Source organism: Microlunatus speluncae, assembly GCF_009299835.1.
Classification (GTDB): Bacteria; Actinomycetota; Actinomycetes; order Propionibacteriales; family Propionibacteriaceae; genus Microlunatus; species Microlunatus speluncae.
This window is the reverse complement of sequence record NZ_VKCZ01000014.1, coordinates 652,013-676,112: the sequence shown is the minus strand read 5'-3', so window position 1 is coordinate 676,112 and position 24,100 is coordinate 652,013. Positions and strand designations below refer to the sequence as shown.

Annotated in this window: 28 protein-coding genes; 14 read left to right on the top strand and 14 right to left on the bottom strand. The window is 65.0% G+C overall.

Annotated elements, in window-relative coordinates; all coding sequences use genetic code 11:
* Positions 1 to 38: 38 nt before the first annotated feature.
* From FNH24_RS19930 to FNH24_RS19920, 3 genes are all read right to left on the bottom strand, one after another.
* Positions 39 to 659 carry a class I SAM-dependent methyltransferase gene (locus FNH24_RS19930; RefSeq protein WP_152363937.1) on the bottom strand — a complete coding sequence of 207 codons (621 nt, stop codon included), beginning with the start codon at positions 657 to 659 and terminating at the stop codon, positions 39 to 41.
* A 249-nt stretch (positions 660 to 908) separates the two neighbouring features.
* Positions 909 to 1,490 carry a hypothetical protein gene (locus tag FNH24_RS19925; protein ID WP_152363936.1) on the bottom strand — a complete coding sequence of 194 codons (582 nt, stop codon included), beginning with the start codon at positions 1,488 to 1,490 and terminating at the stop codon, positions 909 to 911.
* 121 nt (positions 1,491 to 1,611) lie between these two features.
* Entirely contained in the window at positions 1,612 to 2,001 is a 390-nt protein-coding gene (locus FNH24_RS19920) for a hypothetical protein (protein ID WP_152363935.1), read from the bottom strand.
* A gap of 328 nt (positions 2,002 to 2,329) precedes the next feature.
* Between FNH24_RS19920 and FNH24_RS19915 the strand changes: the two genes are divergently transcribed.
* Together FNH24_RS19915 and FNH24_RS19910 are read left to right on the top strand one after the other, a co-directional pair.
* Positions 2,330 to 3,247, top strand: coding sequence for a phosphotransferase family protein (locus FNH24_RS19915; RefSeq protein WP_152363934.1), 918 nt, complete (start codon positions 2,330 to 2,332; stop codon positions 3,245 to 3,247).
* Between the two features lie 195 nt (positions 3,248 to 3,442).
* Entirely contained in the window at positions 3,443 to 4,168 is a 726-nt protein-coding gene (locus FNH24_RS19910; RefSeq protein WP_152363933.1) for an alpha/beta fold hydrolase, read from the top strand.
* Positions 4,169 to 4,202: 34 nt separating this feature from the next.
* Here FNH24_RS19910 and FNH24_RS19905 read toward each other — a convergent pair whose 3' ends face one another.
* The 3 genes from FNH24_RS19905 to FNH24_RS19895 form a co-directional block, all read right to left on the bottom strand.
* On the bottom strand, positions 4,203 to 5,120 hold the full coding sequence (locus FNH24_RS19905; RefSeq protein WP_152363932.1) for an aminoglycoside phosphotransferase family protein: 918 nt from the start codon (positions 5,118 to 5,120) through the stop codon (positions 4,203 to 4,205).
* Positions 5,104 to 5,745: an ATP-binding protein gene (locus FNH24_RS19900; RefSeq protein ID WP_152363931.1), complete on the bottom strand. Its 642-nt coding sequence runs from the start codon at positions 5,743 to 5,745 to the stop codon at positions 5,104 to 5,106. Before FNH24_RS19900 ends, FNH24_RS19905 begins: the two co-directional genes overlap by 17 nt.
* 455 nt (positions 5,746 to 6,200) lie before the next feature.
* Positions 6,201 to 6,992, bottom strand: a complete 792-nt coding sequence (locus FNH24_RS19895; RefSeq protein WP_152363930.1) for a DinB family protein — start codon at positions 6,990 to 6,992, stop codon at positions 6,201 to 6,203.
* Between the two features lie 106 nt (positions 6,993 to 7,098).
* Between FNH24_RS19895 and FNH24_RS19890 the strand changes: the two genes are divergently transcribed.
* Positions 7,099 to 7,677 (top strand): winged helix-turn-helix domain-containing protein, encoded by a 579-nt coding sequence (locus FNH24_RS19890; protein ID WP_152363929.1) that lies wholly within the window; start codon positions 7,099 to 7,101, stop codon positions 7,675 to 7,677.
* A 38-nt stretch (positions 7,678 to 7,715) separates the two neighbouring features.
* Here FNH24_RS19890 and FNH24_RS19885 read toward each other — a convergent pair whose 3' ends face one another.
* Entirely contained in the window at positions 7,716 to 8,165 is a 450-nt protein-coding gene (locus tag FNH24_RS19885) for a hypothetical protein (protein WP_175047892.1), read from the bottom strand.
* A gap of 172 nt (positions 8,166 to 8,337) precedes the next feature.
* Between FNH24_RS19885 and FNH24_RS19880 the strand changes: the two genes are divergently transcribed.
* The 4 genes from FNH24_RS19880 to FNH24_RS19865 all read left to right on the top strand — a co-directional run bounded on the left by FNH24_RS19880 (position 8,338) and on the right by FNH24_RS19865 (position 11,706).
* Positions 8,338 to 9,276 carry a phosphotransferase family protein gene (locus FNH24_RS19880; RefSeq protein WP_152363928.1) on the top strand — a complete coding sequence of 313 codons (939 nt, stop codon included), beginning with the start codon at positions 8,338 to 8,340 and terminating at the stop codon, positions 9,274 to 9,276.
* Positions 9,277 to 9,282: 6 nt separating this feature from the next.
* Positions 9,283 to 10,008, top strand: coding sequence for a hypothetical protein (locus FNH24_RS19875; protein WP_152363927.1), 726 nt, complete (start codon positions 9,283 to 9,285; stop codon positions 10,006 to 10,008).
* Between the two features lie 70 nt (positions 10,009 to 10,078).
* Positions 10,079 to 10,954 carry a phosphotransferase family protein gene (locus FNH24_RS19870; protein WP_152363926.1) on the top strand — a complete coding sequence of 292 codons (876 nt, stop codon included), beginning with the start codon at positions 10,079 to 10,081 and terminating at the stop codon, positions 10,952 to 10,954.
* 374 nt (positions 10,955 to 11,328) lie between these two features.
* The gene (locus FNH24_RS19865; RefSeq protein WP_152363925.1) at positions 11,329 to 11,706 is read left to right on the top strand and encodes a hypothetical protein; all 378 of its coding nucleotides are present in this window, start codon (positions 11,329 to 11,331) and stop codon (positions 11,704 to 11,706) included.
* Between the two features lie 72 nt (positions 11,707 to 11,778).
* Here the strand turns inward: FNH24_RS19865 and FNH24_RS19860 are convergent, their stop codons facing one another.
* Positions 11,779 to 12,477 (bottom strand): NUDIX hydrolase, encoded by a 699-nt coding sequence (locus tag FNH24_RS19860; protein WP_152363924.1) that lies wholly within the window; start codon positions 12,475 to 12,477, stop codon positions 11,779 to 11,781.
* A 113-nt stretch (positions 12,478 to 12,590) separates the two neighbouring features.
* On the opposite strand from FNH24_RS19860, the gene nadA reads away from it, so the two are divergent.
* Genes nadA through FNH24_RS19840 form a run of 4 tightly spaced genes read left to right on the top strand, consistent with a single transcriptional unit; the run spans position 12,591 to position 16,500 of the window.
* Positions 12,591 to 13,571, top strand: a complete 981-nt coding sequence (gene nadA, locus FNH24_RS19855; protein ID WP_217428375.1) for a quinolinate synthase NadA — start codon at positions 12,591 to 12,593, stop codon at positions 13,569 to 13,571.
* 2 nt (positions 13,572 to 13,573) lie between these two features.
* A complete protein-coding gene (locus FNH24_RS19850; RefSeq protein WP_152363922.1) occupies positions 13,574 to 15,307 on the top strand; it encodes an L-aspartate oxidase in 1,734 nt (577 codons plus the stop codon).
* Positions 15,304 to 16,194 (top strand): carboxylating nicotinate-nucleotide diphosphorylase, encoded by an 891-nt coding sequence (gene nadC / locus FNH24_RS19845; protein WP_152363921.1) that lies wholly within the window; start codon positions 15,304 to 15,306, stop codon positions 16,192 to 16,194. Before FNH24_RS19850 ends, nadC begins: the two co-directional genes overlap by 4 nt.
* A 12-nt stretch (positions 16,195 to 16,206) precedes the next feature.
* Positions 16,207 to 16,500, top strand: coding sequence for a putative quinol monooxygenase (locus tag FNH24_RS19840; protein ID WP_152363920.1), 294 nt, complete (start codon positions 16,207 to 16,209; stop codon positions 16,498 to 16,500).
* 37 nt (positions 16,501 to 16,537) lie between these two features.
* Here FNH24_RS19840 and FNH24_RS19835 read toward each other — a convergent pair whose 3' ends face one another.
* The 3 genes from FNH24_RS19835 to FNH24_RS19825 all read right to left on the bottom strand — a co-directional run bounded on the left by FNH24_RS19835 (position 16,538) and on the right by FNH24_RS19825 (position 18,840).
* Complete coding sequence (locus tag FNH24_RS19835) at positions 16,538 to 17,506, bottom strand: aminoglycoside phosphotransferase family protein (protein WP_161606223.1); 969 nt, start codon at positions 17,504 to 17,506, stop codon at positions 16,538 to 16,540.
* 32 nt (positions 17,507 to 17,538) lie between these two features.
* Entirely contained in the window at positions 17,539 to 18,162 is a 624-nt protein-coding gene (locus FNH24_RS19830; RefSeq protein WP_152363918.1) for an AAA family ATPase, read from the bottom strand.
* Positions 18,163 to 18,258: 96 nt separating this feature from the next.
* Positions 18,259 to 18,840, bottom strand: a complete 582-nt coding sequence (locus FNH24_RS19825) for a CGNR zinc finger domain-containing protein (RefSeq protein WP_152363917.1) — start codon at positions 18,838 to 18,840, stop codon at positions 18,259 to 18,261.
* A gap of 102 nt (positions 18,841 to 18,942) precedes the next feature.
* Here FNH24_RS19825 and FNH24_RS19820 point away from each other — a divergent pair, with 102 nt between their 5' ends.
* The gene (locus tag FNH24_RS19820) at positions 18,943 to 20,115 is read left to right on the top strand and encodes an epoxide hydrolase family protein (protein ID WP_152363916.1); all 1,173 of its coding nucleotides are present in this window, start codon (positions 18,943 to 18,945) and stop codon (positions 20,113 to 20,115) included.
* A 7-nt stretch (positions 20,116 to 20,122) separates the two neighbouring features.
* On the opposite strand, the gene FNH24_RS19815 is transcribed toward FNH24_RS19820, so the two are convergent.
* A complete protein-coding gene (locus tag FNH24_RS19815) occupies positions 20,123 to 21,097 on the bottom strand; it encodes a phosphotransferase (RefSeq protein WP_343031869.1) in 975 nt (324 codons plus the stop codon).
* A gap of 128 nt (positions 21,098 to 21,225) precedes the next feature.
* Here FNH24_RS19815 and FNH24_RS19810 point away from each other — a divergent pair, with 128 nt between their 5' ends.
* Entirely contained in the window at positions 21,226 to 21,795 is a 570-nt protein-coding gene (locus FNH24_RS19810; protein ID WP_161606222.1) for a DinB family protein, read from the top strand.
* Positions 21,796 to 21,811: 16 nt separating this feature from the next.
* Here the strand turns inward: FNH24_RS19810 and FNH24_RS19805 are convergent, their stop codons facing one another.
* On the bottom strand, positions 21,812 to 22,411 hold the full coding sequence (locus FNH24_RS19805) for a GNAT family N-acetyltransferase (RefSeq protein WP_281351052.1): 600 nt from the start codon (positions 22,409 to 22,411) through the stop codon (positions 21,812 to 21,814).
* A 52-nt stretch (positions 22,412 to 22,463) separates the two neighbouring features.
* On the opposite strand from FNH24_RS19805, the gene FNH24_RS19800 reads away from it, so the two are divergent.
* Entirely contained in the window at positions 22,464 to 23,462 is a 999-nt protein-coding gene (locus FNH24_RS19800) for a DUF2332 domain-containing protein (RefSeq protein ID WP_152363912.1), read from the top strand.
* Between the two features lie 12 nt (positions 23,463 to 23,474).
* On the opposite strand, the gene FNH24_RS19795 is transcribed toward FNH24_RS19800, so the two are convergent.
* Entirely contained in the window at positions 23,475 to 24,062 is a 588-nt protein-coding gene (locus FNH24_RS19795) for a GNAT family N-acetyltransferase (RefSeq protein ID WP_152363911.1), read from the bottom strand.
* Between the last annotated feature and the right edge of the window lie 38 nt (positions 24,063 to 24,100).

Genomic DNA, 24,100 nt, shown 5'->3' with positions numbered 1-24,100 from the left:
ATCCGGCAGAATCGGTACGCCCGTCGTGGCGAAATGATCTAGCCGGGTTTGCCGGCGATCACCCACTGGTAGGTCACGTAGCCCTCACACCAACTGAGCACCTGGTCGGTCAGGACCGTGAGCCCGGCATCTCGGAGCAGGCTGGAGTTGATCTTGGGACCGTAGCTGCTGGTCAACATCGGCGCGCCGAAGAAGTCCGCGACCTCATCGATCTCCTTATGGCCGAGTGTCGCCAGGAGAATCCCACCGGGCCGCAACCAGCCGGCGATGCGCTGGAACAGTTCGGCGTGATCGGTGCGGGGGAGATGCGGAATCGAGTAGAAGGCGGTCACCAGGTCGAAGCTCTCGGCCGGGAACGCGAGCGTCCTCATGCTGGACTTGAGGAACCGAGCTTTGGGGACGTTGTGCCGAGCCAACTCGACCTGAGCGGCGGAGATGTCGACCCCGGTGGTGTCACCGTGCTCGGCGAGCAAGGCCGTACACGGCAGGCCGGCGCCGCAACCAAGATCAAGTGCGACGGGTTGATCAGGAAGCCGGGTCAGGACATCGTTGAGGAAGCCGAGTCGTGGATCGTCGCCGACACTGCTAATCCACGCTTGGTACGGAACAGCGATCTCGTCATAGCCCGCCTCGGCGATCTCCTCGGAGCTGGAACGCATTCTCACGACGATAACGAGGCCCCAACCGGTCTGCGATCGATTTTCCGCTGAGCTCTCGGGATGGCCGGCCTGCTAGCCGACCTGTCCGATAAGCGACATTATGTCACGTACCGTCTGTGTATCGCATCAGGTGAATCATCCGGATCACTCTCCCACCGCGGCGACGGAGCGGCCGGCCGGCGCCGGCTCAGCTCGCCCGGACCGAACCAGCTGACTAGGCCAGATGACGGCGATGATGCAGCAGATGAATCAATCGATCATCCGATGCATCCGAGGTACCGAAACCTCCGGGTTGATCCCGGTTTGCCGCCAACGCGTGAGCTCGACAATTTGCCCCGCAATGTCCTCGACGGCTCGTTCATCGGTCTGGACACGGTGGGCCCAACCGGGTGTGGCCAAGTCCAGGTCCTTGTCGTCCCGCGGAGTTGCCAGCTGCGCCAGGTGCCACTCCAGACCGCCACCGTGCTCGCGGCCGACGAGCCGTTGGCGCGCCGTGTCGTCGGCGCACAGTAGAAGGACTCCCACCGTCTGAACGTCCGTTCCGTCCTCGCCCATCAGGCGAACGATCCGTTCCGCGTTCCTGACACTGGCCCAGTTGGAGTAGATCAGCCGGCTGCAGCCGACACTGCGGTAGTTGCGCCACACCGCGGCGAAATTCCTGTCGAACAGGTCCTGTGGTGCCTGGGGGAAACACCGATCAAGCCAATCGCCATCCATGATCGAGTGCCCTACATCGGCCCGCTTCAGCTGGGATGAGATCTCCTCAGCGACAGCAGATTTGCCGACTCCGGAACGGCCCGCGAGAAGTAGCAACTGTGCGGCGGTGTCCATGGAGGTAAGCATGGCGCTTCACCCTCATGCGATCACTTCGATTTCACTCTGACACGATCAGCCGAAGCGGTCCCCCTCGTCGCTGAGCCGGCCCTGCGCCCTGCGGTCGCCGAGCCATCGCTCAGCGTGCGCGATCCCAATCCAATTGCTTGTACACAACGAGCGGCATGAGGCACACCTCCCGCCCTCGAGGCGTCGTCGGGAAGGCGTTCGCCATCACAGCCTCAGCTGGGCAACCGCCCTCGGCCAGCACGACAAGATCAATGTCCCTGGCCTCGTGACAGGGAACCTGCTCCCCCTCGGTCAGCGGCTCGACCTCCGGCACCGCCACCAAACACTCCCGCCGCTCCAGGGCGGGAAAGTCGCGGTAGAAGGCCTGGCGCGCGTTCTCCGCAGCGACCTGGCGTGCGTTCTCCGCAGCGACCTGCCGGGCATGGACGACCGCCGCGATCCCCGCGACCACCACCACGACGACAACCACACCGATGACGACGACCTTGCGTCGACTCAATGGCATCCTCCTACAACGGTAAAATGACCGCGGCCGCGAAGGCACTGATCCTCACGGGAACCCCGGGCTTTGTGATCATTCTCTCGCAAGGATTCCAAGGGTGGGTCAACAAGTGGTCAGGGATGACGAGCCCCGCCCCTGTCCAATTCCGACTCGAGCAAGGAGTACCGCCCTGAGCGTGGACCGCGTGCCTCGATCTGTACTGAACTGGGTGCTTGCACAGTTCGAGCCACCGATTCGAGTAGTTCGGATACGACCCCTGCGGGGTGGTCCATCTGACCGGGGACCCTGGCAGATCACGCTCAGCTCAGTTGTCCGCACTCAAGACGTGGTGCTGAAGACCGGGCCAACAGATCTCGACGCGACCCGGCGAACTACCCACCCAGTTTCGATCCGGGCGTCTATGGCGACCGAGGTTGCAGCGCTCGCTGTCGCTGAGAACAATCGGCTGCCCGTACCGCATCTGATCGCGGTCGACCTGGACGGCTTGTGCGGCCGGATCGCTCTGCTGACCACAGCCGTACAGGGAAGCCCGACCTCCGCAGATGACGTAGGCGTCCGGAACCTCGGCGAACTCCTACCGAGGATCCACGCGATCACAGTCCCCTCCGATCCGAACCTCCCCGGGCGAGTACGCGCGCGAGAGGGCGACAACTACGTCGCATTCCGAGCCCGCCAACGCGAAGATATCGACCGCTACCGAACAGGCACACGCAGCGAACAGCAAGACCTTCGCGACCGCGTGCATGATGACCATCCGGAGTGGGCACCGCAGCGAGTACGGCGATACCTGACGGTGCCAGCCACCACTCCCCTGATCATGCGGGCAGAACAGGTCCTGTCCCGACTCCCGTGCAGCACCGAACCAGCCGGATTCGTGCACGATGACATCGCCCCTGGAAACGTCATCTGGACCACCAGCCGGGGCCCAGTCCTGATCGACTGGGAAGGTGCCGGGTCCGGTCCCGCAGGCCTCGATCTGGGCAACGTGAGGTTCGAGTTGGCACTACGCCACGGCGCACACACCGCAGACCTCGTCCTCGAAGGCTGGCGGCGCAACGGCAGCGTCGCGGTCCCCGATGACCTGCCCTACTGGGACCTAAGCGCAGCCCTGAACACCCCGGTCAACCTCGCCAGCTGGTCATCCGACCCGATCGCCACCGAACGGCGCGATCACTACCTTGCCCATGTGCTCAACAGGCTGGGCCACGCCGACCAATACGACCTCTCAAGCAGGAGCCCATAACCCCACTGCGGTCGAACTCATCGCCGTTCCATCGCTCGGGCTACCAGTTAGACGTACCGGGCCGATCCAGCTCGCCCCCAGACATGCACCCGGTTGGGATCCCCACCAGGCACTCTGATGGTTGGGACGTGACGGGACCGTCGTGGAGCCCGAGAGCCTGACCTACTACCCGGATAGCGATCTAGCGTTCCGGCCATGAACACGATTCTGCTGCTGCACGGCGTGATGTCGTCAGCGGGCAACTTGCGCCGGAACCAACGTGATCTTGAAGATCTGGGGTGGACCGTCCTGGCGGTGGATCTTCCCGGCCACGGGAATCGGCCCGCTGCTGGTTCAGCGGACTCCATCGATGGCATGGCCCTCGACGTCGCGGCCCAACTCGACGGCCGGTCGTATGTCGTGGTCGGCCACTCCTTAGGAGCAATCGTCGGGCTGCGCCTGGCGCAGCTGCAACCCGATCTGGTCAGCGGCGTCGTCCTGGAAGATCCGCCTGGACTGGCCTCGATAAACCCGTTCGACGTTGCCACCGAGGTAATAGCCGCCGCCCATCACGCGAGGAATGACCCCGCTGGCGAGGTGGCAGCACTTCTACAGAGCGGATCAGCCTGGACCCCGGAAGCCGCCGAGGATGCCGTCCGCAGCCGGGCAGCCATCGACACCTCTGCGATCGAGCACTTGTTGACGACCCAGCGCTGGGACCTCGTGGCCCTTGTCGAAGAGTGCCCGAGGCCGGTTCAGTTGATCGCCGCTCGGGAGCCAGACAGTGCGCTACGGGGTGCTGATCGAGACAAGATCCTCGCCATGCTCCCGCCCAGCAGGGTTCGCATCATCGACAGCGCACACAGCATCCATCGCGACCGCGCAGCACTGTGGCTGATCACGGTCGACCGCTTCGCGAACACACTCGGCCCGCGACGATGAGCCCCAACCTGCTCAGCTCAACGGAGGTCAGACGTCAGGTCATCAGCACATTCAGTGCCGACTGCAGGAACTCGTCGCGACGTTGTGTCACGGCCGTAGCGTCAAGCCGACTGCCGTCGGCGGCGAACCCTGGAAAATCGCTCAACTCGGTTGGAGTGTTCAGCGCGGCGATCGCATCCCAATAGGAAATCGAGCCGGCATCACGTCCAGCCTGGTCTTGCCAACCACGCAGCACCTCGTCGGGGGCATCGGGCCCGTACTGCATTGCCATCTGCAACCGAAACCCGCTCAAGTCGACGCCGGGATCACCGATACCGGCCGTCTTCCAGTCAATCAGCGCCGTGCAGTTGTCACCCTCGAACAACATGTTTCCCGACCAGGCGTCACCATGGACGAAGACCAGGTCTGTCGCCGGGACCCCATGCTGCCTGGTCATCTCATCGGCCCGCTGAAGCAGCCCGGTGGTCGGCATCCGGCCTTCACGCCGTTCGGCTGCGAAGTCATCGTCGGCGACCGGCCGCAGCCGAAGGCGAAGATCCTCTTGGGGCGCGAGCGAAACGGCGTGCACCTTGGCCAGAGCGGCGCCCGCATTCCGAAGCCGGGTCACTGACACCGCCGGCGGTAGCGCACTGCTGCCGGGCAGCCAGGTCTCCAGCGTCGCCACGGTTCCAGAGGCGCTGCCATCAAGATCAGCGCCGACCAGGCGCGGCGCCGACAGGCCGAACTCGGCCGCCAACTGCAACGCTCGTGCGTTAGTAGCCACCATGCGCGGCCCGATCCACTCCGGGACGGGGACCTTCAGAACAAGATCGGTGAAATCGCCGCCGACCATCCGAAGGCGAAACGAGCCAGAATCACGCTGGGCCCCGACGTGAACTGACATAACGTCCTGGATCGCGGCACCCGCCACGTCCGACACCCACCCCAACAACTCATCAGATAACTCGGCCATCTCGCCCCTCCGTCGACTCCGCTGCTTCCCGGGACTGGACGCCCAACCAACGGAAGGCTCGTAGGTCGTCTTCGGTGAGAGATCTAGGCCCGCGGACGCTGGCGTCTGGTCGGAACGTCACCGAAGTGCCAGTGGCCCTCGCCGCGTGCATCTCACGGAGCTCCTCGTCAGGGACACCGCGGCGGTATGTCTGCGACCATGCGCCGTCGGCGCGGTGGTTCTCGTGGACGAGCACCGTGCAGAGGGCTGCGACGGCCGACATCCCGTGGCGTGGCAAGCCGTCGGGTAGCCGTGGCCCGTCCGACACGTCGAAGAACCTGACGTCCCTCGTCGCCATGACCGGTTTCCGGATGATGCTGCCGTCGCTGTCCAATCGGGTGTCGGTGCCGCGTCCGTCGTCGGTAACCGTGAGCGTACCGTCGGCGTTCGCCGTGACGACCGCCCTGCCGACGTGTCCGTTGGACTCGGCTTCGTCGTTCGCGTACGCGAGCACTTCCAAGATCATGTGGCGCCGACCGCCGGCGCCGTAGTGATCCGCGTGATGCCGGATCTGTGCGAGGTGGTCAGCGTCGACGTCCTTCGACCAGTCGTGGGTCGTCACCGCCCAGTTCGCCCGCTTGGTCACGCCTCCAACTTTAGGTGGTCCGGCACACCGTCGCGGGTCTCGGCAACGGCTGACGTACGCAGCAGCGCGGCAGCTTCGGTCCACCAGCCGCCTTCGTTGCACGATGCCGAGAACGTCTTCGAGGGTTGCGATATCGAGTGGGCTTAGTCAGCGCTGCGACAATCTCTCGGGATGAGTCGTTCATTGACCTGATTGGCGAACCCGAGACCTGTCGAAATATCTAGGGCGGCGCGCTCGACCGCGCTAAGGACGTCCTCCAGTGTCATGTCGGTGGTGTCGAGCACGGTCGCGCGAGGGTTTTCGGCCCAAGCTTGCCAAGCCCAGCGGTGGCTATCCCGAAGGCCGTGAGCTTGATTGATCTGACTCACAAGCTCTTGCGTGGGTTCGGATGTCGTGGGCACAGGTGGGCCTCTCCCATATGAAAGCAACTACGAAGTCGACGAACACCCTCATGATCAAACTCCGGCCGTGGCTGAAATCTGATTGGCGGTGATTCGGCCAAGGTCACGAACGGCGTAGCGCTGGTGCTCCCACTCCTCCTCCAAGATCGTGTGCAGACAGGACAGCACGGTCTCGTCATAGTCAGGTGCGTTGGGATTCGACCGCTTACTGCTCAGAGCTTCGGCGGTCACAGTGGCGAGGAAGTCGGTCACCATCGCGACCCGGCCGGCACGAGCCTCGAGCACTTCGGCGTAGGCCGGAGTCTCGGTGGCAAAGACCGACTGGTCGGCCCAGTCGGGCAACCTGGCCGCGAGTGCTAGCGCATGGAACGGCTGCTCCCTCCTGAGCACCGACCTTCCCAGCCACATGTCGGTAGCAAGCACCAGGTGCCGCAGAGTCTGGGCGAAGGACCACTCGTCGTCCACCGATATGTCGGCCGTCCCGTCCGGCATGACCGCAACCCGTTCGAGGATGGCTTCCCAGGCCGTTTGGACAGCGGTCCACGCTGCGCGGAGTCCGTCGGGGTCAGTAGCTCGGCGCTCAGACCTGCCAGGAAAGCGTCGATTGAGCTCCGCGTCGACGAGCGGAACGACATCCACGTCGTTGATCACCAGCGAGCCGTCGTACAGCCACGGCGCGTCGATCTCGGACCGGTCGACGTCAACCGCCCGCATCACCACCCCCGACACGTTGCTGGCTCGGAACCGCGCACCTTCTAGATCGACACGATGAAACCGAGCGTTGCTCAGCTTGGTGTTGTTGAACGTTGCACCCTCAAGATCGTCGTCTGCATTGAATTCGGACATCGCCGACCCTCTCCCCCTCTCGTGTCGAATTGGCTCTAGGTCTACCGGATCGACGAGGCGTCTGAAAGACTGTTTAGGATCTTCAAACAGTGACGGTAGCGGAGCGATGGAGAAGTTGTCTACCAGTCAGTCAGTCCCCGACTACGAGCTCGACGACGTACGTACGGTCACGTCCAACCAAGAGCTCAAGGCGATGTTCGACCCCTTTCGCAGCATCCTGCTCCAACTCCTGCTGGAGCGTGCGGCCACCATCCAAGAACTTGCAATCGCCACCAGGCGAACCAAAGGAACAGTCGCTTATCACGTCCGTGTGCTCACTGCCGCCAGGATGTTGAAGGTGGTTCGAACACGAACAATCCGCGGGCAGCAGGAACGCTTCTACGGCAGGACCGCACGACTCTTCGGTGTCGGCCGGATCAGCCCCGAACAGGTGTCCCTGATCCCCAACGCGATGCCCCAGTGGGCCGCTGACACCACATCCGCGCACGAGGCTGACCAACTCCGCGCGATCCGACGATACGCCTGGATCAGCGAGGAACACGCCGACGAATTCTGGGACCGAGTTCTTCAGCTGGTCCGCGAGTTCTCCCAGCTGTCCAGTGTCGATCAGGGCGAAGCTCACGCCTTCATGGCAGCCATGTACCCCACAGCCCAGGCCCCACGCCTGCCGGCCCCTGAGGATTAGCCACAGCAATGGTCTCGGTCACATCCGGGTTGCGTCCATCATTTCCCCTCCTGATCCTGATCTTGCTGGTCCTTCGCTTCGGCTTCCTCGGGCTGGTCGGACTCACTCTTCGGGCCGTCTCCCGTTCGAGCCAAACGCTCGCGGCTCAGATACCGAACCAGCTTCCCGAGCGACTCCGCGTAGGCAATCTCCCGTTGGGTTGACTCCCCTACGTAGCCACCCGGATCCACGATGTATACCTCGTCAGCCATGCGAATCTTCTGGAAGTGCACGCCACCGAGCCGCCCCTTCAGGTCCGACCTGTCGGTTGTCCAGTCGTAGTCCGGCAGTTCGGGGAGGCTGAACATTCCGAGGCTGATCACGACGCAACCTTCCATCGTGAGCCGCTGGTTGACCTCCGTGAACTCAGCCTCAAACCTGGACGAGCCGCAGAGCGTGATGACCTTCGCATCACCCACGGTCGGCTGCGGCGCCTGCTGGTCCTCCATGAAGTTCATGATCGGTGAACGGCAGGGACGTCGTCTATCGCCGCCCTGGGACGTCCGCATTAAGCGCACTGCGATCGAGTGTTGATGCTACGTTCGTTGGTGGGAGCCTGAAGGCCAAGGTTTGCCCCCGTCGAGAGCCTGAAACTCAGGCTCCTGGACGTGGGAGGCATCCATGGATCGGTCTGACTACCTTCAGCAACTGCATTCGCGCTTCAGCGTCGCTCAATCAGAAATCATTGCCACGGTCGAGGCCGCGCTCAGCGTTCCCGTCACCAACCTGACCCGGATCATCAAAGGTGACGAGTATGAGGTTCATCGTGTTCAGCTTCGAGACGACTCGACCGTGTATCTGCGGGTGGACTTCCCCGGCACACCGGTCAGCATGGTCGAGCACGAAGCCTGGGCTATGTCGTGCGCCCGCGATGATGGCGCACCGGTTCCAGAAGTCTTAGGCGTTTCTGTGATCGACGACGACATCGGTCCGCGCGCTGCCATGCTCGTCCGCGCTAGCCCGGGACGACCGTTGGCCGGCGTTCTTGCCTCGCTTCTACCAACGCAGCGCTCGACGATCATGAGCAACATCGGCAACGTTCTTGCCGGTCTGCATTCGGTACGAATGCCCGGCGCAGGACGCCCGAACGCCGACGGCGCCTGGATGACCCCCGCCCAAGAACGTGACCGGCGGTTGTCAGACTGCCTGGCCGCCGTTCACCAGTTGCGCGTTGCCGCCTTCAGTCCCGGTGACATCGACCGCGTGAAGCGAGCGCTCCAGCAGGATTGCCCCTCCGCCGAGAATCCTGTGCTCTGCCATGGAGATATCTCCCCTGAACACGTGTTCGTTGACTCAGACCTCAACGTGGTCGGGCTGATCGACTGGGGCATGTGGTCCGCCGGCCCCGCGGTGGCTGAGCTTGCTGGCCTGGACATCAGGCTGAGCGAGCCCGACTACTTCGCACTCGCGACCGGGTATGGACGACACGAGATCCGCGCTGACTCGATGAGGTGGCACGCGATCGCTCAACTGGTCCATCAGATCGACTGGCTTGTCTCCAGCGAACAAGCCGAAGAACTCGAACGACCCGCGAGCGTACTGCGCGAATTCCTGCCCTGACGCCTGATGACCAGAATTGGGGTTGCTCGCAACATTCTTCTGGAGACAGACCCCTGTGCTGTGGACTGTGTGATTCTGCCGGCCGATGTCGAGGACTGGTCCTTGCTTGATCATTGCGGAGTCCGGAACGCGCTGGAGCGGGACGGCTGGCGATTTGTCGCGGCTGGGGACTGGGCTGTCGTCCTCGGAGATCCGACGGGGCGCTATGCCGCCCGGATCAGTCCATTCGAACGGGCCTACCAGTACTTCGTGGAGCTCTGCCGACGTCATCCAGGCAACCGATGGCTGCCCACGATCCATGCCGCGACAGATCTGGCTGGTGGTGGGCATCTGACCGTAATGGAGCTGCTGATACCCAGGCAGATCCCTGACGACGACCATCCTGATCCGGTCTGGTCCAGCGACGAACCCGACCTTGCCACGGTGCGGGCCGACGTGGAACGCACCTTCTCAGACTGCAAAACAAGCGTGCCGTGGTGGGGCTCGTTGGACGTCAAACCCGCTCACTTCTTGCTCGACTCCGAGGGACAGCTGAAGCTTGTCGACCCGTTCGGCTTGGCCGGCGCGGAGTTGTATGGCCTAGCGGAGTCGGACTACCCGTCGTTCTGCAAGCTAGTGCCGACAGAGGAGCGCCGCTACATGCTGCAGATCCCACACTTCTCCCAGTCCTACGCCGCCCCGCAACTCCGCACGTTGCAGGCCGTCATCCGGGCACACGACGACGCGAAATGATCTCGCGCTGCCGGCGACGCCGGCAATATCGACTTGAGCGGTCCGGTCCGAGCGACCAGACTCGCGGACCATGATCACCGACATCGCCGGCGAAATCCTGCGCAAGCAGTTCGGAACGCGTGGGGAGATCAAGGTGCATGAGACGTGGGGGGCCTCGGTCGTGGTGGAACTGGACGGCCTGCTGCTCAAGGCCAACGGTGACCGCAGCACGGTCGCCGAGGCGGTCGTCGCTCGCCGAGTCCGTGCCGCGGGTGTGCCGGCGCCCGAGATCGTCGGCGAAGGTGTCGATGATCGGCTGCCCGGCGGTCGCTGGCTGGTGATGCGCCGGCTGCCCGGCGTCGGCTTCGACGCCAGCAGCGCGTCACCCGCGCGATTGGACGCGGTCGTGGGTCAGGTCGCGCAACTGTTGTCGATCTTGGCGAATGTCACTGCGCCCGGCTGGGGCTGGGTCGGCGACGACGGCCGTGGCACTGCACCCTCTTGGCGCGATTGGCTGCGGCAGCAGGTGACGGAGAGTTCGATGACTCTCGATACTCGGCTCTCCCCCGACTTCGTATCGATGGCGCACAAGACGATCGACGAGGCCATACCCGATCGGATTCAGGGCAGCATCTTGAACGGTGATCTCGGACTCTCGCACGTCCTCGTCGACCCAGCCGCCGGCACCGTGACCGGACTGCTCGACTGGGCGGCTGCGATCATCGGCGACCCGCTGTTCGACGTTGCGACCTTCTCGATGGGAGGTCCGGCGGACGACCCGATCCACGCCGTCCTGCAACCCCGGCTGCTGGCCGCTAGTCCGGGCGAGATCGATCTCCGCCGGGTGCGCATCTACCGGATGATCAACCACCTGTTCAACGCCTGCTGGAGCGTCGAGAACAACGTCCCGTCCTGGACCCCGGCCCTGTGCCGCGCGGCCGAGGACCTGGCGTCGCCCGAGGCCTGATGATCAGATCGATGGATCGGATCGCATCCCGATTCGCCGTGCGAGTGGTGCACCCTCTCCCCTGCTGCTGCACGCCATCCCGTTGTCTGCGCTGAGGAGATCATCCGCAGTCCCTCCTCAACGCCCCAAGCAACGCCGTGCGCACGATTACCTGAAGGGGCGGAGGCAAGTCAGAATGCTGAACCAGCCGATGCCGTCGTGCTCATCAGGAGCGACGTTCCCTGGCATTCCTTTCCAGTCAAGCACGGGCCAAGCCCTGACCAGATCTGGCTCGTTGAAGGGCCCGCGGTCAGACTGCATGGTGGTGGTGGGACACCGCGCCAGTCACGATCTGCACGCCCAGTTCCTCGTGCAGCTCCCGCCTCAGCGCCGAGATGGCCGACCTGCGGCAAGCGCGTCGTGTGAGAATCGAAGTCAGTGACGACGAGGAGGGCTGCAGGGTGTTCAAGGAATGGCGCAGGCGACGTCAACTTGCCATGCGGGAGAGGATTGCGGCGGAGCGGGAAGCGGCTCGAAGATCCGCCAGGACACCGATCGAGCGACTCGATCCGCTGATTCGAGAATTGGTCGAGATCGGGGCAGAAGTTGACTACCTCGTCAGCGACCGTGCACGCGAAATCGGCGTGATTCTCGATGCTCGCGGAGGTCTATCTGAAATGCAAGATGCCTATCATGAACTGATCAATTGGCATAATGAGAACGCCCGCGGGTTGTCCAGAGCTTGGAACGGAATTGGACACTGGCAAGCGTGACGCCGACTTGTTCCATAAGCGGCCGGAGCTGTCTGCGGCCGCGGCGTTCCGTAGATCCCGCGAATTCGATGATCAGATCGTCCTATCTCCGGGGCGGAGGGCGGCAAACGGGTCGGTGATCGCCAGACGGCGTTCGGTGAAGCGGAAGAGCGCGGCGGGACGTCCCCCACCGCTTCGAGATGGCGCGGTCCGCCCGGTCGGCTCGAGCTGGCCGCGCCGTTGCAGGACGCGCTGCAGGTTGGTCGCCGATACTTCGCGCCCGAGAGCCGCCGAATAGATGTCGCGCAGCTGAGCGATGGTGAACTCCTCCGGCGCCAACCCGAAGCCGAGATTGCTGTAGGAGAGCTTGCGCTGCAGGCGTTCTTTCGCCGAGTCCACCACCGAGGCATGGTCGAACGCCATCTTCGGCAGCTTGCCGGCCCGGAGCCAGGCCGCGTTCTGGGGAAGCTGGGGATCGGCCGTGCTCTGCACCAGGCCCAGGTAGGCCGTGGCGATCGTCCGTTGAAAGGGGTCCCGACCGGGCGCGCTGCGGGTCTCCAGCTGTTCCAGATGGGCGATCTCGCCCAGGTCGGCCTTCGTGGCCAGATGCCGGGCCACACACGCCCCCAACGTCTCGTCGCTCTCCAGCGGGCCGCTGGGCAGCGCCCAGGCTCCGTTGTACGGATCGCGGGCTCGCCGCCAGGCCAGCACCGTCAGCTCCGAGTCGGTGATCTTGAACACAACAGCCACCGCTTCGTGCCGAAAGCTGGACACCGCGCTCGATCTGGCCACGAACGGATGCTACCGTCGAGACTAGTTTTCGACTATGAGGCGAAAACCTGACCACGGGAGAACTTGTGACCATCATCGAGTCGGTCAACGCCCACGACGCCGGCTACGAGCCGGTGCCGCCGGGCTTCGCGGACTGGACCAGCTGGCAGCGTGAGGTGCATGACCTCGCGCGCCGCAAGGACGCCGTCGTGCTGGCGCACAACTATCAGCTGCCGCAGATCCAGGACGTTGCCGATCATGTCGGCGACTCGCTCGCGCTGTCCCGGTTGGCCGCTTCGGTGGACGCCTCGATGATCGTCTTCGCCGGCGTGCATTTCATGGCCGAGACCGCGAAGATCCTCTCCCCCGACAAAAAGGTGATCATTCCCGACGCCCGCGCCGGTTGCTCGCTGGCCGATACGATCACCGCCGATCAACTCCGGGACTGGAAGGCCGAGCACCCGGGCGCGGCGGTCGTCGCGTACGTCAACACCACGGCCGAGGTCAAGGCGGAGTCCGACATCTGCTGCACCTCCTCCAACGCGGTCGAGGTGGTGGAGTCGATTCCGGCCGACCGGGAGGTGCTGTTCCTGCCCGACATGTTCCTGGCCGCCCACGTCAAGCGGCAGACCGGCCGCACCAACCTGCACAGCTGGCTGGGCGAATGCCATGTCCACGCAGGGATCTCGCCGCAGGATCTGGAGGCGGCCGTGCATGCCGACCCCGATGCCGAGCTGTACGTGCACCCCGAGTGCGGCTGCTCGACGTCGGCATTGTGGATGACCAGCGTCGGCGACATCCCGGCCGACCGGACTCACATCCTGTCCACCGGCGCGATGCTGGACCAGGCACGGCACAGCTCGGCCGGCAAGGTGCTGGTGGCGACCGAGATCGGCATGCTGCACCAGCTGCGACGCGCCAACCCCCGCGTTGACTTCCAACCGGTCAATCCGAAAGCATCCTGCCGTTTCATGAAGATGATCACGCCGGAGAAGTTGATCAACTCACTGCGCAAGGAGACCGATGAGGTCCAGGTCCCGGCCGAGGTCGCCGCCAGGGCCCGACAGGCGGTCGAGCGGATGGTGGCGATCGGCCGCCCCGGCGGTGGAGAGTGATCATGACCGACCTACGACTACCCACCCGGCTGCGCGTCGGTCCCGTCGGGCAACGGTTCGAGTCTGACGTGATCATCGTCGGCAGCGGCGCCGCCGGAATGGCTGCCGCAATCAGAGTGCTGGACGCCGGCCGACGGGTGACCATGATCACCAAGGGAGCTCTGGGCGACGGTTCGACCGCCTGGGCGCAGGGAGGTCTGGCCGCCGTCACGGACCCGGCCGACAGCCTGACTGATCACCTGGCCGACACCCTGGTCGCCGGCGCCGGGCTCTGCGAACCGGACCAGGTCGCCGAACTCGTCGCCGCCGCGCCGGCCGCGATCGAGCGAATGATCGAGCTCGGCGCCCGCTTCGACCGAGCCATCGATGGAGCGCTGGCGCTGGGGCTGGAAGGCGGACATCACCACCGGCGGATCATCCACGCCGGTGGCGACGCCAGCGGAGCCGAGGTGGCCCGGAGCCTGGCGGCTTCGCTCGCCGGATCCCGACCGGCTCATCAGAGCCGACCCAGCTCGCGAGGACAGTTCACCCTGCTCGAGCGTTGCACCGCCGTCGATGCGATACGCACCGCCGACGGAGCTGTCCGTGGCCTCCGAGTGATCGACGGCGACGGTGTGGTCGGCGAGTTGTACGCCGACGCCGTGGTGCTCGCGGCCGGTGGCATCGGACAGGCCTGGAGCACCACCACCAACCCGGCGACCGCCACCGGCGACGGCCTCGGCATCGCGCTGCGAGCCGGAGCGATCATCCGCGACCCGGAGTTCGTCCAGTTCCATCCGACCGTGCTCGTCGTGCCACCCGCCCATCGCCTGCCGGGCGATCGTGGCGTCCTGATCTCCGAAGCGGTCCGCGGCGAAGGGGCCCGACTGGTCAACGGCCACGGAAAGTTGATCATGGACGGCCGGCACCCGATGGGTGATCTTGCACCGCGGGACGTCGTCGCGGCGGCAATGCACGCCGACCTGCTGGCGTCCGGTGATGAGCAGCTGTTCCTGGACGGCACCGCGCTCGGTGCGACCACCTGGCGGCAACACTTTCCGACGATCTTGCAGTTGTGCCGGGAGCGCGGTGTCGATCCGATCACCGAGCCGGTCCCGGTCCGGCCGGCCGAGCACTACTTCTGTGGTGGCATCCTGGCCACCCTCGACGGCGTCACGACCGTGCCCGGCCTGTATGCGGTCGGCGAAGTCGCGTCGACCGGTGTGCAGGGCGCCAACCGACTCGCGTCCAACAGCCTGACCGAGGCGTTCATCGCCGGTGATCGGCTCGGACGACTGCTGTCGGTTCGCGACGTCGAGACCGAAGCCAGGATCGCGGTCATCTCGGCAGCCCTTCGCTACGGTGCCGCCCTGGACGAAGTCGATCACCCGTACCTCCTCGATGATCAAGCCCCGGCCGTTGTCGGCTCCGCTCAGCGCCCCCGGTTGGTAAAGGCGATCACCCGCGGTGCGGGCGTCCTGCGCGACGGGTCGGGTCTGACCGAGCTGCTCGCGGAGTTGGCAGCGGCGCCGCAGTCGAATCAGGAGGGCTCGGCGGCCGACGTGGAGACGACGAACCTGCAGGTGGTGGGCGCCCTCGTGGGCACCGCCGCGCTGCTGCGCACCGAGAGCCGAGGCAGTCATCGGCGTTCGGATCATGATCGTCCGGTGCCCTCGTGGCAGCGACATTCCTATCTCGCACTCCAGTCGGACGGCCAGCTGGGAACCGCGACCGAGACTGCGGCGGCAGCAGCATGATCACCGTGGCCGCACCCGGCAGCAGTCCGCCGCGTACGGAGATCGCCACGGTCGCCGCCAACGTGTTGGCCGAGGACAGGGCCAAAGATGACGTCACGACGCGGTGGAGCGTTCCCGACGGTCTGTGGTCAGGCGCCGAGGTCGTCGCGAAGCAGCCCGGGACCATCGCGGGGACAGCGGTCGTAGCCGAGGTGATGAACCAGGTCGATCCTCGGATCCGCATCGAGCAGGTGATCCCAGACGGCAGCCGTGTCGACTCCGGAGCAGTGATCATTCGCCTTGAAGGCCCGACCCGATCGCTGTTGACCGGTGAACGTACCGCGCTCAACTTCTTGCAACGGCTGTCTGGTATCGCCAGCTTGACCAGTTCATTCGTACAAGCCATCGGTGATCTGCCGGTGAGGATTCTGGACACCCGTAAAACCGCCCCTGGCCTCCGCGCTCTCGACAAGTACGCCGTAACAACCGGAGGCGGCCATAATCACCGACTCGATCTTGGTGCCATGGTGCTGCTCAAGGAGAACCACATCGCTGCGGCCGGAGGCGTGACCGCCGCGATCGACGCCGTGCGCCAGGCGATGGCCGACGAGGACAAGCTGATCGAGATCGAGGTCGAGGTGCAGGACCTGGCCGAGGCGGAGGAAGCGTTGCGGGCAGCAGCCTCGCGCATCATGCTCGACAATTTCTCGCTGGACGACATCCGGGCGGCGGTGCAACTCCGGCGGCGCCTCGCCGCAGCAGACACCGTCCTGGAGGCATCGGGCAACGTCACGTTGGCCGGTGTCCGGGAGATCGCCGCCACGGGGGTTGACCTGATCTCAGTCGGCGCGCTGACCCACAGCGCGCCGGCCTTGGACCTCACCATGCTTGTCACGCAACAGACCTAACGAGGAGACCACATGCCGATCACAGCCATGCTCGACGTGCACTTCGCTGCCGACCATCTGGTCGACGGGCCCGCCAGATTCACCGAGATCCTCAAGGACACACGGAATTTCGCAGGTTGCACGCGGGTCGACTTGCTCGCTGATATTGCCGACCCTGCTCATTACGTGGCCTACGAACTCTGGGAGTCCAACGAGCACGATCTCGCCTACCGGGCGTGGCGAAAGGGCGAAGGGGCGACAAATCTGCGCGACGTCCTGGACCGTGATCCGGTTCTCACGAAATTCGAAACTGCCGTGCAGTCATAACCCCGGCCGGGATCGCCAGGGTTCCGCTGCCCCTTGCCTAGATGGCCTGACTGACGTAGCTATCGGTTGCGGCACGCCAGACTGCCGGCGGACGCCAGGATGGATCCGTCTCCGGTCCGAGGATCGACCACATCCGTAGTGCGTACCACGCGAGGGTGATGGCCTCGAGTCGCCTCAGGTTAGCCTCATTGGTGATCGTCGGCAGCCCGAGAGCCGCCCGCCGCTCAGCCATGAGTCGAACGAGCCCATGCCAGCCGACGCGGTCCGGATCGGAGTTCAGGACCTGGCAGTAGGCGGCCTCGAATGCCCAGGGCATGAAGCTTGGTTCGAAATCGATCAAGAGCACGTCGCTGAGCTGTGGCGCTGGCGTACGACTGAGGACGTTGGCCATGTGGAGGTCTCCGTGACAGATCTCCGGCGGGCAAACGTCAACGACGAACGTCCAATCGTGATCAAGGTTCTCAAGCAGGGCTGCTGCCGGCCCAGGGGCACCGCGCACGATTGCCGAGCGGATCCAGGCCGCGACGTCAGCTACCGTCGTGGTGGAGTGAGGTCCGGCGGAGTGCCTTCGCGCAAATTGATGGAAGCGTGCGCCGGCCGCCATGAGCATGCCGAACTCCAGGCCGCCCCAGCCCGGATGGAGACCGCCGGGCAGTCGCTCCGTCAGGGTCCAACCCAGCTCGATGTCGCCGAGCTGACTCCCGCTCCCGAACAGCATCGGAGCTAGGCCCGGATCTTCCCTGGCGATCACCTCGGTCCACCACCGCTGAGCTGGCGACACACCGACCTTCAAGATCACCTCGACGCCCGACGCTGTCCACGTTCCGGCGAAATGGAGACCGCTGGAGCCCCACTCAGCCCCGAAGACCGCGAGGTCAGCCAGCCCACGCAACGCGGGTTCAGCGCGAGCCTGATCATGAACGAACGCGACCGCTTCCGGATCGCTTCGAACCCGACCGTCCGCCTTGACGAGCGATGATCGATCGAAGGTCGCACTCGACGCCATGGGCGACATCCTCGCTGAGGCGGATCCGCGGTTCAATCGGATTGATCTCCTGGCTTTGAGGCCGTTCCTTCGGCTTCGAGCTTCAGCCAATCCAGAGCGATCTCGGCAGCCTCGGCGGCCGAGAGGTCCCGGGTGTCCAAGCGAAGAAACGGATGCCGGGTGAGGAAGCCGTCGGCCGGGGTCGGGCTGGAGCTGGTCGGATCGGTGTTGAGTTGGTGGGCCTCCATGCCGCGAACGTTGCCGTCCGACCATTCCAGATCCCGCTTGGTCGGCTTGGCAGCCAGTCGACTCTCGCCCCGGTTCCGCACCAGCCGCGTCTCGAGATCGGCGGCGAGCTCAAGCACCCAGATTTCGCCGCCGGCGTCTTCGAACGGCGCTACAAGGTGCTCGAGATAGGTGGTATCAGCCGGGTCAGCCAGATTCCAGACGAAGGTGAAGATCAAATCCACGTTGTTGCCCGCGGCCTCCTCGATCACCCGCCGGCGGAACTCGACGTTCAGGACGTTGAACGGCGCGGTGCCGTGGCCGAAGACCTCGACCAGCGGCTCGATGGTGTGGTGATTGTGAAACAGCCGGAAGTCACTGCGTGCAGCGATCTCTCGACCCACAGCCATCTTGCCGACAGCCGGCGGGCCGATGATCAGGAGGAGCCTCATGATCGGCAACAGTCCCAGACGTCCAGCTCACGCGCAACCAAATTCAGACCCACGACGTGGCCGGGTCGTTGTCGATCATCGCCGCCGGAATCTTGATCAAGCCAGCGGCTCTCCCCCGGTCTTCTTTCGCGTCGCCGCGTTGAAGCGCGCCTTCTTCTGGCGGTTCCCGCACGTGTTCATGTCGCACCATCGGCGGGTGCGACTTTGGCTGGTGTCGAAGAAGGCGGCCTGGCAGGTTGGCGACGCGCACAAGGCGAGCCTTCCGTCACGTTCGCCGGCGATGATGCTGATCGCGTCCGCGGCGATCACGCCCAGAGCGTCTTCCACGCCGGCGGCCGAGCTGAGCAGCCAGCGCCGATTGCCGTCGGGGGTCAGGATGGCCGCGCCCCGGCCCTGGGTGCTGCGGTCATTGATGACCTGAACAGCAGGTGCGGGGAGCGCATCCTTGATCGCGGCTGCGGTGGCGGCGGCGTGGATCGACTCCCTCAGTTCCCGAGCGAGTCCGAGCTGGGCGGCGTTGCAGGACTGCACGGTGAGGCCACTCACCGCCAACCAGTCGACGAGTCGGTCCGGGATGGGAATGCGCTCCACAGCGTCACCACGGCGCTCCGTCAGGGTCGCCGTGAAGCTGGTCGCCAGGACCGTACCGAGGCGGAAGTCCGGGAACTGAGCGCGCATGGAACCACCTTAGCCGGTTGCGCATCAACCCCCTAGACTGATAGAACCGTCTTAGCTGGTTCCAGACAGTCCGAGCCGGCCCCTCGATGACCAGGAGGTTTCATGAACCGCCCAACCAGCGAAGTGCTGGCATTCGAAGCACACACAACTGACGCTGACCTGGAAGATCTCCGCGCACGATTGGCCGCGGCCCGGCTGCCGGAGGCTGAGACGGTCTTCCGCGCCGCGCCCGACCCTCGGCGCTGGGATCAGGGCGTTCCTCTCGCCGATCTCGTGGAGCTGGCGGACTATTGGCGCACCGGGTACGACTGGCGGGCGTTCGAAGCACGTCTCAACGAGATCGGCCAGTTCCGCACGACCGTTGATGATCTTGGAATCCACTTCCTGCACCACCGGTCGGCGCGTACCGATGCCACTCCACTGATCTTGACGCACGGTTGGCCGGGCAGCATCGCCGAGTTCACTCACGTGATTGACGAGTTGGCAGCTCCGAGAAGCGCAGACACCCCGGCATTTCACGTCGTGGTCCCATCGCTGCCGGGATTCGGCTACAGCGACAAGCCGGCGATGACCGGCTGGGGAACGGAAAGGATCGCGGCCGCCTGGGTGAAACTGATGGCGAGGCTCGGCTACGACAAGTTTCTCGCCCATGGCGGCGATTGGGGCGGAAATATCACCACGGTTCTCGCCGGCAGGTTTCCGGATCACGTTCTCGGAATCCATACGACGTTCGCGGAGGGTCTGCCCGGCGCGACCACGGAGGGGCTGACCGCGACCGAGCGCCGGTGGACCGAGGAGACCCACGACTTCTGGCACCATCGCGCGGGGTACGCGAAGCAGCAGGCGACCCGGCCGCAGACCATCGGCTACTCGCTCGTGGATTCACCAGTCGGGCTTCTCGCCTGGATCCTGGACAAGTTCGCCGAGTGGTCGGACACCGAGGACAGCCCGTTCGAGACGATTTCCAGAGACACGATTCTTGACGATGTCACCCTGTATTGGCTGACTCGGTCCGGTGCGTCGGCGGCCCGGATCTATTACGAGAGCCACAATTCACTCGACCCCGACCTGCGGGTCGACGTCCCGACAGCCATCACCATCTATCCCCGTGACATCGAGAAATATCCGCGGGCCTGGTCGCAGGAGCGGTACCGACAGATCGTCCGCTGGAATTCACCCGAGGCGGGCGGGCATTTCCCGTCACTGGAGGTTCCCGAGTATTTCGTCAAGGACCTGCAGGAAGGCCTCGAAGCCGTGCTGGCCGCGAACCGGTGATCGCCCTTCAGAGTGCTAGCTCGGTTGCGAGCCTGCCGAGTCGTGCAGCCGTCGCGAGGACTTCCGGGATGAGCTGGGTGACGCCTTCGTCGGTGTCCTGGTAGCGAGTCTGCCAGCCGCGGGTTGGTCGGCGATCCAGTGCGTCCTGGAGCATTTTGGTGAGCCGGCCGAGTTCGCTACCCAACTTGTGAGCAAACAGATTCTCTCCCAGGCCAGTTGCGATGACTCCGCCGTACGCACGATAGGAATCAAGAATTCTGCGAACATAGCTGGTGTCGCGACGACCGAAGGTGACGGCAGCGAATCCCGCTTCAAGGCTGGCACTGTCCGGCCCGATGACCTCCCAATCAATGAGGACCGGCCCCGTCGTTGTGACCAAGACATTGAACGGCACCAGGTCGCGGTGCGTGATGACGTGATCTCCCACGTCGAAGAACGTCGTCCGGAGCCTCGCCGTCATGGCCAGATACTTGTCCAGGTGTTCCGTGAGTTCGGATGCCCACGGCCGACGTTGTTCAATCCCCCGAACTGCCCATTCCTGCCATTGCTCGGCCGGAAACAGATAGTACTGCGGTTCGAGACTGCCTTCGTGAGACTCGAGACCGTGCAAGGTTGCCAGTGTCCGGCCGAGCCAATCCGCAAGATCATCTTCGTCGGAAACCTTTCGGTGCTGCACCCATTCGGTCACCCGGTACGCACCTCGCCCGGCCACCCGACCGGCCCACCCGTACGCCGGACGAACCGGCGGAATTGTCAGCGGTGTACGTATCCCGGCGGCCGAGGCGCGCTGTTCGATGGTCATCCGGTGATCAAGTTGATCAGCCCAGTACGGATCGCCGTCAGACCACAGCTCCTTGACCAGGAACGAACCCCGGCTCGTCGACATCCGCCAGGTTTGCGAAACAGTGTGCTGGACCGGGATCAGTGGTCCCTTCGGAGCTCCAAGATCGAAACCCTCAGCGACTTGTTCTGACGTAACCACGTGCGATGTCACTCCCGACGGATCAGGCAACTCGGCACAGCCTCTCACGCCATCCCGTGATGCTGCTGAACAATTCGGGCTACGGCTGCAGTAAAGACAGTGTCAGCGCCCACTCGTACGGTGACGTGATGGCAACCATCTGGCTCACCTCGATCGCGGAGCGGTACGGAGCGGTCCTCGACGACCTGGCGATCGGCATCCGCACCTGTCCGGACGAACTGTGGGAGGAGTCCTTGTATCCGGTCGATCCGGCCGCAGTGACCTGGACTCCGATCGACCCGGAGGGCCGGGGGTTCGAGGACGAGGCGGTTGCGGAGCGGAAGCGTCGAGCCCAGGGTGCGGTGTGGCGGACCGCTGCGCACGCGTTGTATTACGCCGACGCCGACCTCTCGGTGCTGGAGCAGGACTGGGAGCCGCAGGCACCGCTCTCACTGGGTGACGAGGACGAGAACGTCGTGCCGCCGACGTACTCCCGCGAGCAGTTGTCGGCCTACGTCGACTACTGCCGGCGCAAGGTCGACGTGGTCTTCGCCGAGCTGACCGATGCCCGAGCGGAAAAGCCTGTCGTGGTCTCGCACCGCCATCGGGGAACGCCGGTCGGGAAGATGCTCGTGGTGGGTCTGGTCCACCTTCAGCAGCACACAGCCCAGCTCCGCGCCTATCTGGTCACCCGCGGTGTCCCCTGGACCGATGAATAGCCCTGACGCAGGGTCGTCATCCGGCCGTCGCCGGTCCCCACTCGTGCGGCAGCGCCGCGAACCACATCACGTCGTAGCGCTGGCCCTGCCACACGCTGTGGTCACGCATGGTTCCCTCATGGACAAACCCGGCTCGGCGAGCCACCGCGACGGACCCTTCGTTCCCCGCGACGACCGTCAGGAAGACCCGAGCCGCTCCCTCGTCGAACAGCCAGCGCGTGAAGAGGATCACCGCTCGGGTCGCGAAGCCGCGGCCGCGCGCACTCGGTGCGATCCAGTAGCCGAACTGGGCTACGTCCTCGGTGGTCCAGTCGTCCACACCACAACAGCCGACCAGTTCGCCCGAACCCGTGTCCACGATCGCGAACACGACGCCAGAGCGGTCTCCCGTCGCAGCGAACGTACGCAGGTCCTGCGTGAACTGATCGATGACGGCCTCGGCGTCCATGATCGACATCGGCGGAGCCGGGTTGCCCAGTCGGTCATGATCACCGTTGTAGCGCCGGATCGCCGGGTCAGCGTGCGCTTCAGCCATGAACTCGGCATCGTCCCTCGACCAGGGCCGCAGCGTGACCAGGCCGTCGGAAAGGGTCAGAGCAGGGGTTTCGCCAGGCATGTGATGATCTTGCCACCGCGCCGGACGTGGGGCGACCGGCAATACTGCGGGCATGGAAATCTTCGGGCCGATCCAGGACGTCTATCGCGACTTCGCTCGCTACGCCTCGGCAACGTCACCCTGCTTCGACGAGTGGGCGTTGGGCGTAGCCACGGACGGCGAGGTGCTGGATTGGCTGGCCGAGCTGCCCGAGCCGAAGCGGCAACCCAACCTCGTGTTCGCGGCTGCGCGGTGGCACGGGTTGAAAGCTCCCGCACCGTACGCGGAGCTGCGGGCCGCCTTGCTCAACGACGACGGACCGATCCGCGCCACGATCCTCGAACGAGCGACCCAGACGAACGAAGTGGGTCGGCTCGCCACGCTGGTGCCGGCCTTTGCCGCGATCTCCACCGAGCGGCCGGTGGCCCTCTTCGAGGTCGGCGCCAGCGCCGGCCTGTGTCTCTTCCCCGACCGGTGGTCCTACCGGTGGGAGACGGCCGGTGGACCCGTCACGCTCGGGGATTCACCTCGCGTTCTCTCTGCCACGGTCACCGGCCCGGCCGCGCTTCCGATCACCGTGCCCCGGGTGACCTGGCGAGGCGGGGTCGACCTGAATCCCCTCGATCTGTCCGGCGATGATGCGGCGAACTGGTTGCTCACCCTCGTCTGGCCGGAGCATGATCATCGACGCCAGCGACTCAAGGAGGCGATCGACGTGGCGCGCCAGGAACCGCCGGACATCGTCCGCGGCGACCTCCTGGTCGAGCTGCCAGCGGCGGTCGAGCGGGCGCTCCGGGAGACGCCCGACGACACGCCCTTGATCGTTTTCCACTCCGCGGTGATCGTCTACCTCGACGACGATGGACGTGCTCGGTTCCAGGGCCTGATGCAGAAGTTGATCAAGAACCCGCGCGTCCACTGGGTCTCCAACGAGGGACGGAGCGTGCTGCCGGAGGTCACGGTGACCGGCCCGGACGCACCGGCGGGCCGCTTCGTGCTCGGCGTCGACGGACGCGCGGTCGGTCACACGGAAGGTCACGGTGCGGCCTTGCACTGGTGGCCGACTCCTTGATCACCACCGCCGTCAGAGCCGCTTGTCCATGACGTACTGGGCCACCACTCCCCCGGCCACGTCCTCGATGCGCCGCTTCAACTCCCAGTCGACCGATGATTCCCGAAGCCACAGTTGCGGATGCCCCTGCCAGTCCCTTCGGTCCACGATCCGTCCGGCGAGCACGCCCGCCAGCAGGTCCGCGATGACGGGCTCCGGGTCATCGACCTCCGGAGCGAACTGGACGAGGAGCTTGGCCTCGTAGCCGCACCTCAAATAGAAGGCGACGGCGCCGTCCAGGCTTCCCAGCCCCGCAGTATCGGCACCGCGCTCACGCAGGATCGCTTCGGCCCGCTCGAGCAGTTGCCGGCCCAGACCCTGGCCGCGGCACTCATCGAGGACCGCAACTCCCCCGATCCCACTCGCGCCGTCACAGCCCGCGGCACCGACGATCCGTCCGTCGTCGACCGCGATCGACAACAGGGTCGGCGTGGCCAGATACAGCTCGCGCTGCTGCGCTCGAGACAGCTGCCAGCCCCGCACGTTGCCGAGCACGGAATCCAGGACCACCATGGCCGCTTCGACCTCGGCGGCCGAGGCGGCTCCGCGAATCTCGATCACACGTCCCCGTTCCCGATCACTCACCGTTCCTCCACAGC

Bases quoted from the DNA above. Each gene is read 5' to 3' on its own strand.
- FNH24_RS19850 (WP_152363922.1), top strand. From the start codon at position 13,574: ATGACCGACCTACGACTACCCACCCGGCTGCGCGTCGGTCCCGTCGGG.
- FNH24_RS19825 (WP_152363917.1), bottom strand. From the start codon at position 18,840: ATGCGCGCTCAGTTCCCGGACTTCCGCCTCGGTACGGTCCTGGCGACC.
- nadC (WP_152363921.1), top strand. From the start codon at position 15,304: ATGATCACCGTGGCCGCACCCGGCAGCAGTCCGCCGCGTACGGAGATC.
- FNH24_RS19875 (WP_152363927.1), top strand. From the start codon at position 9,283: ATGACCAGAATTGGGGTTGCTCGCAACATTCTTCTGGAGACAGACCCC.
- FNH24_RS19895 (WP_152363930.1), bottom strand. From the start codon at position 6,992: ATGTCCGAATTCAATGCAGACGACGATCTTGAGGGTGCAACGTTCAAC.
- FNH24_RS19805 (WP_281351052.1), bottom strand. From the start codon at position 22,411: ATGCCTGGCGAAACCCCTGCTCTGACCCTTTCCGACGGCCTGGTCACG.
- FNH24_RS19910 (WP_152363933.1), top strand. From the start codon at position 3,443: ATGAACACGATTCTGCTGCTGCACGGCGTGATGTCGTCAGCGGGCAAC.
- FNH24_RS19870 (WP_152363926.1), top strand. From the start codon at position 10,079: ATGATCACCGACATCGCCGGCGAAATCCTGCGCAAGCAGTTCGGAACG.
- FNH24_RS19835 (WP_161606223.1), bottom strand. From the start codon at position 17,506: ATGGCGTCGAGTGCGACCTTCGATCGATCATCGCTCGTCAAGGCGGAC.
- FNH24_RS19890 (WP_152363929.1), top strand. From the start codon at position 7,099: ATGGAGAAGTTGTCTACCAGTCAGTCAGTCCCCGACTACGAGCTCGAC.
- FNH24_RS19800 (WP_152363912.1), top strand. From the start codon at position 22,464: ATGGAAATCTTCGGGCCGATCCAGGACGTCTATCGCGACTTCGCTCGC.
- FNH24_RS19810 (WP_161606222.1), top strand. From the start codon at position 21,226: ATGGCAACCATCTGGCTCACCTCGATCGCGGAGCGGTACGGAGCGGTC.
- FNH24_RS19885 (WP_175047892.1), bottom strand. From the start codon at position 8,165: ATGGAGGACCAGCAGGCGCCGCAGCCGACCGTGGGTGATGCGAAGGTC.
- FNH24_RS19905 (WP_152363932.1), bottom strand. From the start codon at position 5,120: ATGGCCGAGTTATCTGATGAGTTGTTGGGGTGGGTGTCGGACGTGGCG.
- FNH24_RS19830 (WP_152363918.1), bottom strand. From the start codon at position 18,162: ATGAGGCTCCTCCTGATCATCGGCCCGCCGGCTGTCGGCAAGATGGCT.
- FNH24_RS19820 (WP_152363916.1), top strand. From the start codon at position 18,943: ATGAACCGCCCAACCAGCGAAGTGCTGGCATTCGAAGCACACACAACT.
- FNH24_RS19925 (WP_152363936.1), bottom strand. From the start codon at position 1,490: ATGGACACCGCCGCACAGTTGCTACTTCTCGCGGGCCGTTCCGGAGTC.
- FNH24_RS19840 (WP_152363920.1), top strand. From the start codon at position 16,207: ATGCCGATCACAGCCATGCTCGACGTGCACTTCGCTGCCGACCATCTG.
- FNH24_RS19865 (WP_152363925.1), top strand. From the start codon at position 11,329: ATGGCCGACCTGCGGCAAGCGCGTCGTGTGAGAATCGAAGTCAGTGAC.
- FNH24_RS19880 (WP_152363928.1), top strand. From the start codon at position 8,338: ATGGATCGGTCTGACTACCTTCAGCAACTGCATTCGCGCTTCAGCGTC.
- FNH24_RS19930 (WP_152363937.1), bottom strand. From the start codon at position 659: ATGCGTTCCAGCTCCGAGGAGATCGCCGAGGCGGGCTATGACGAGATC.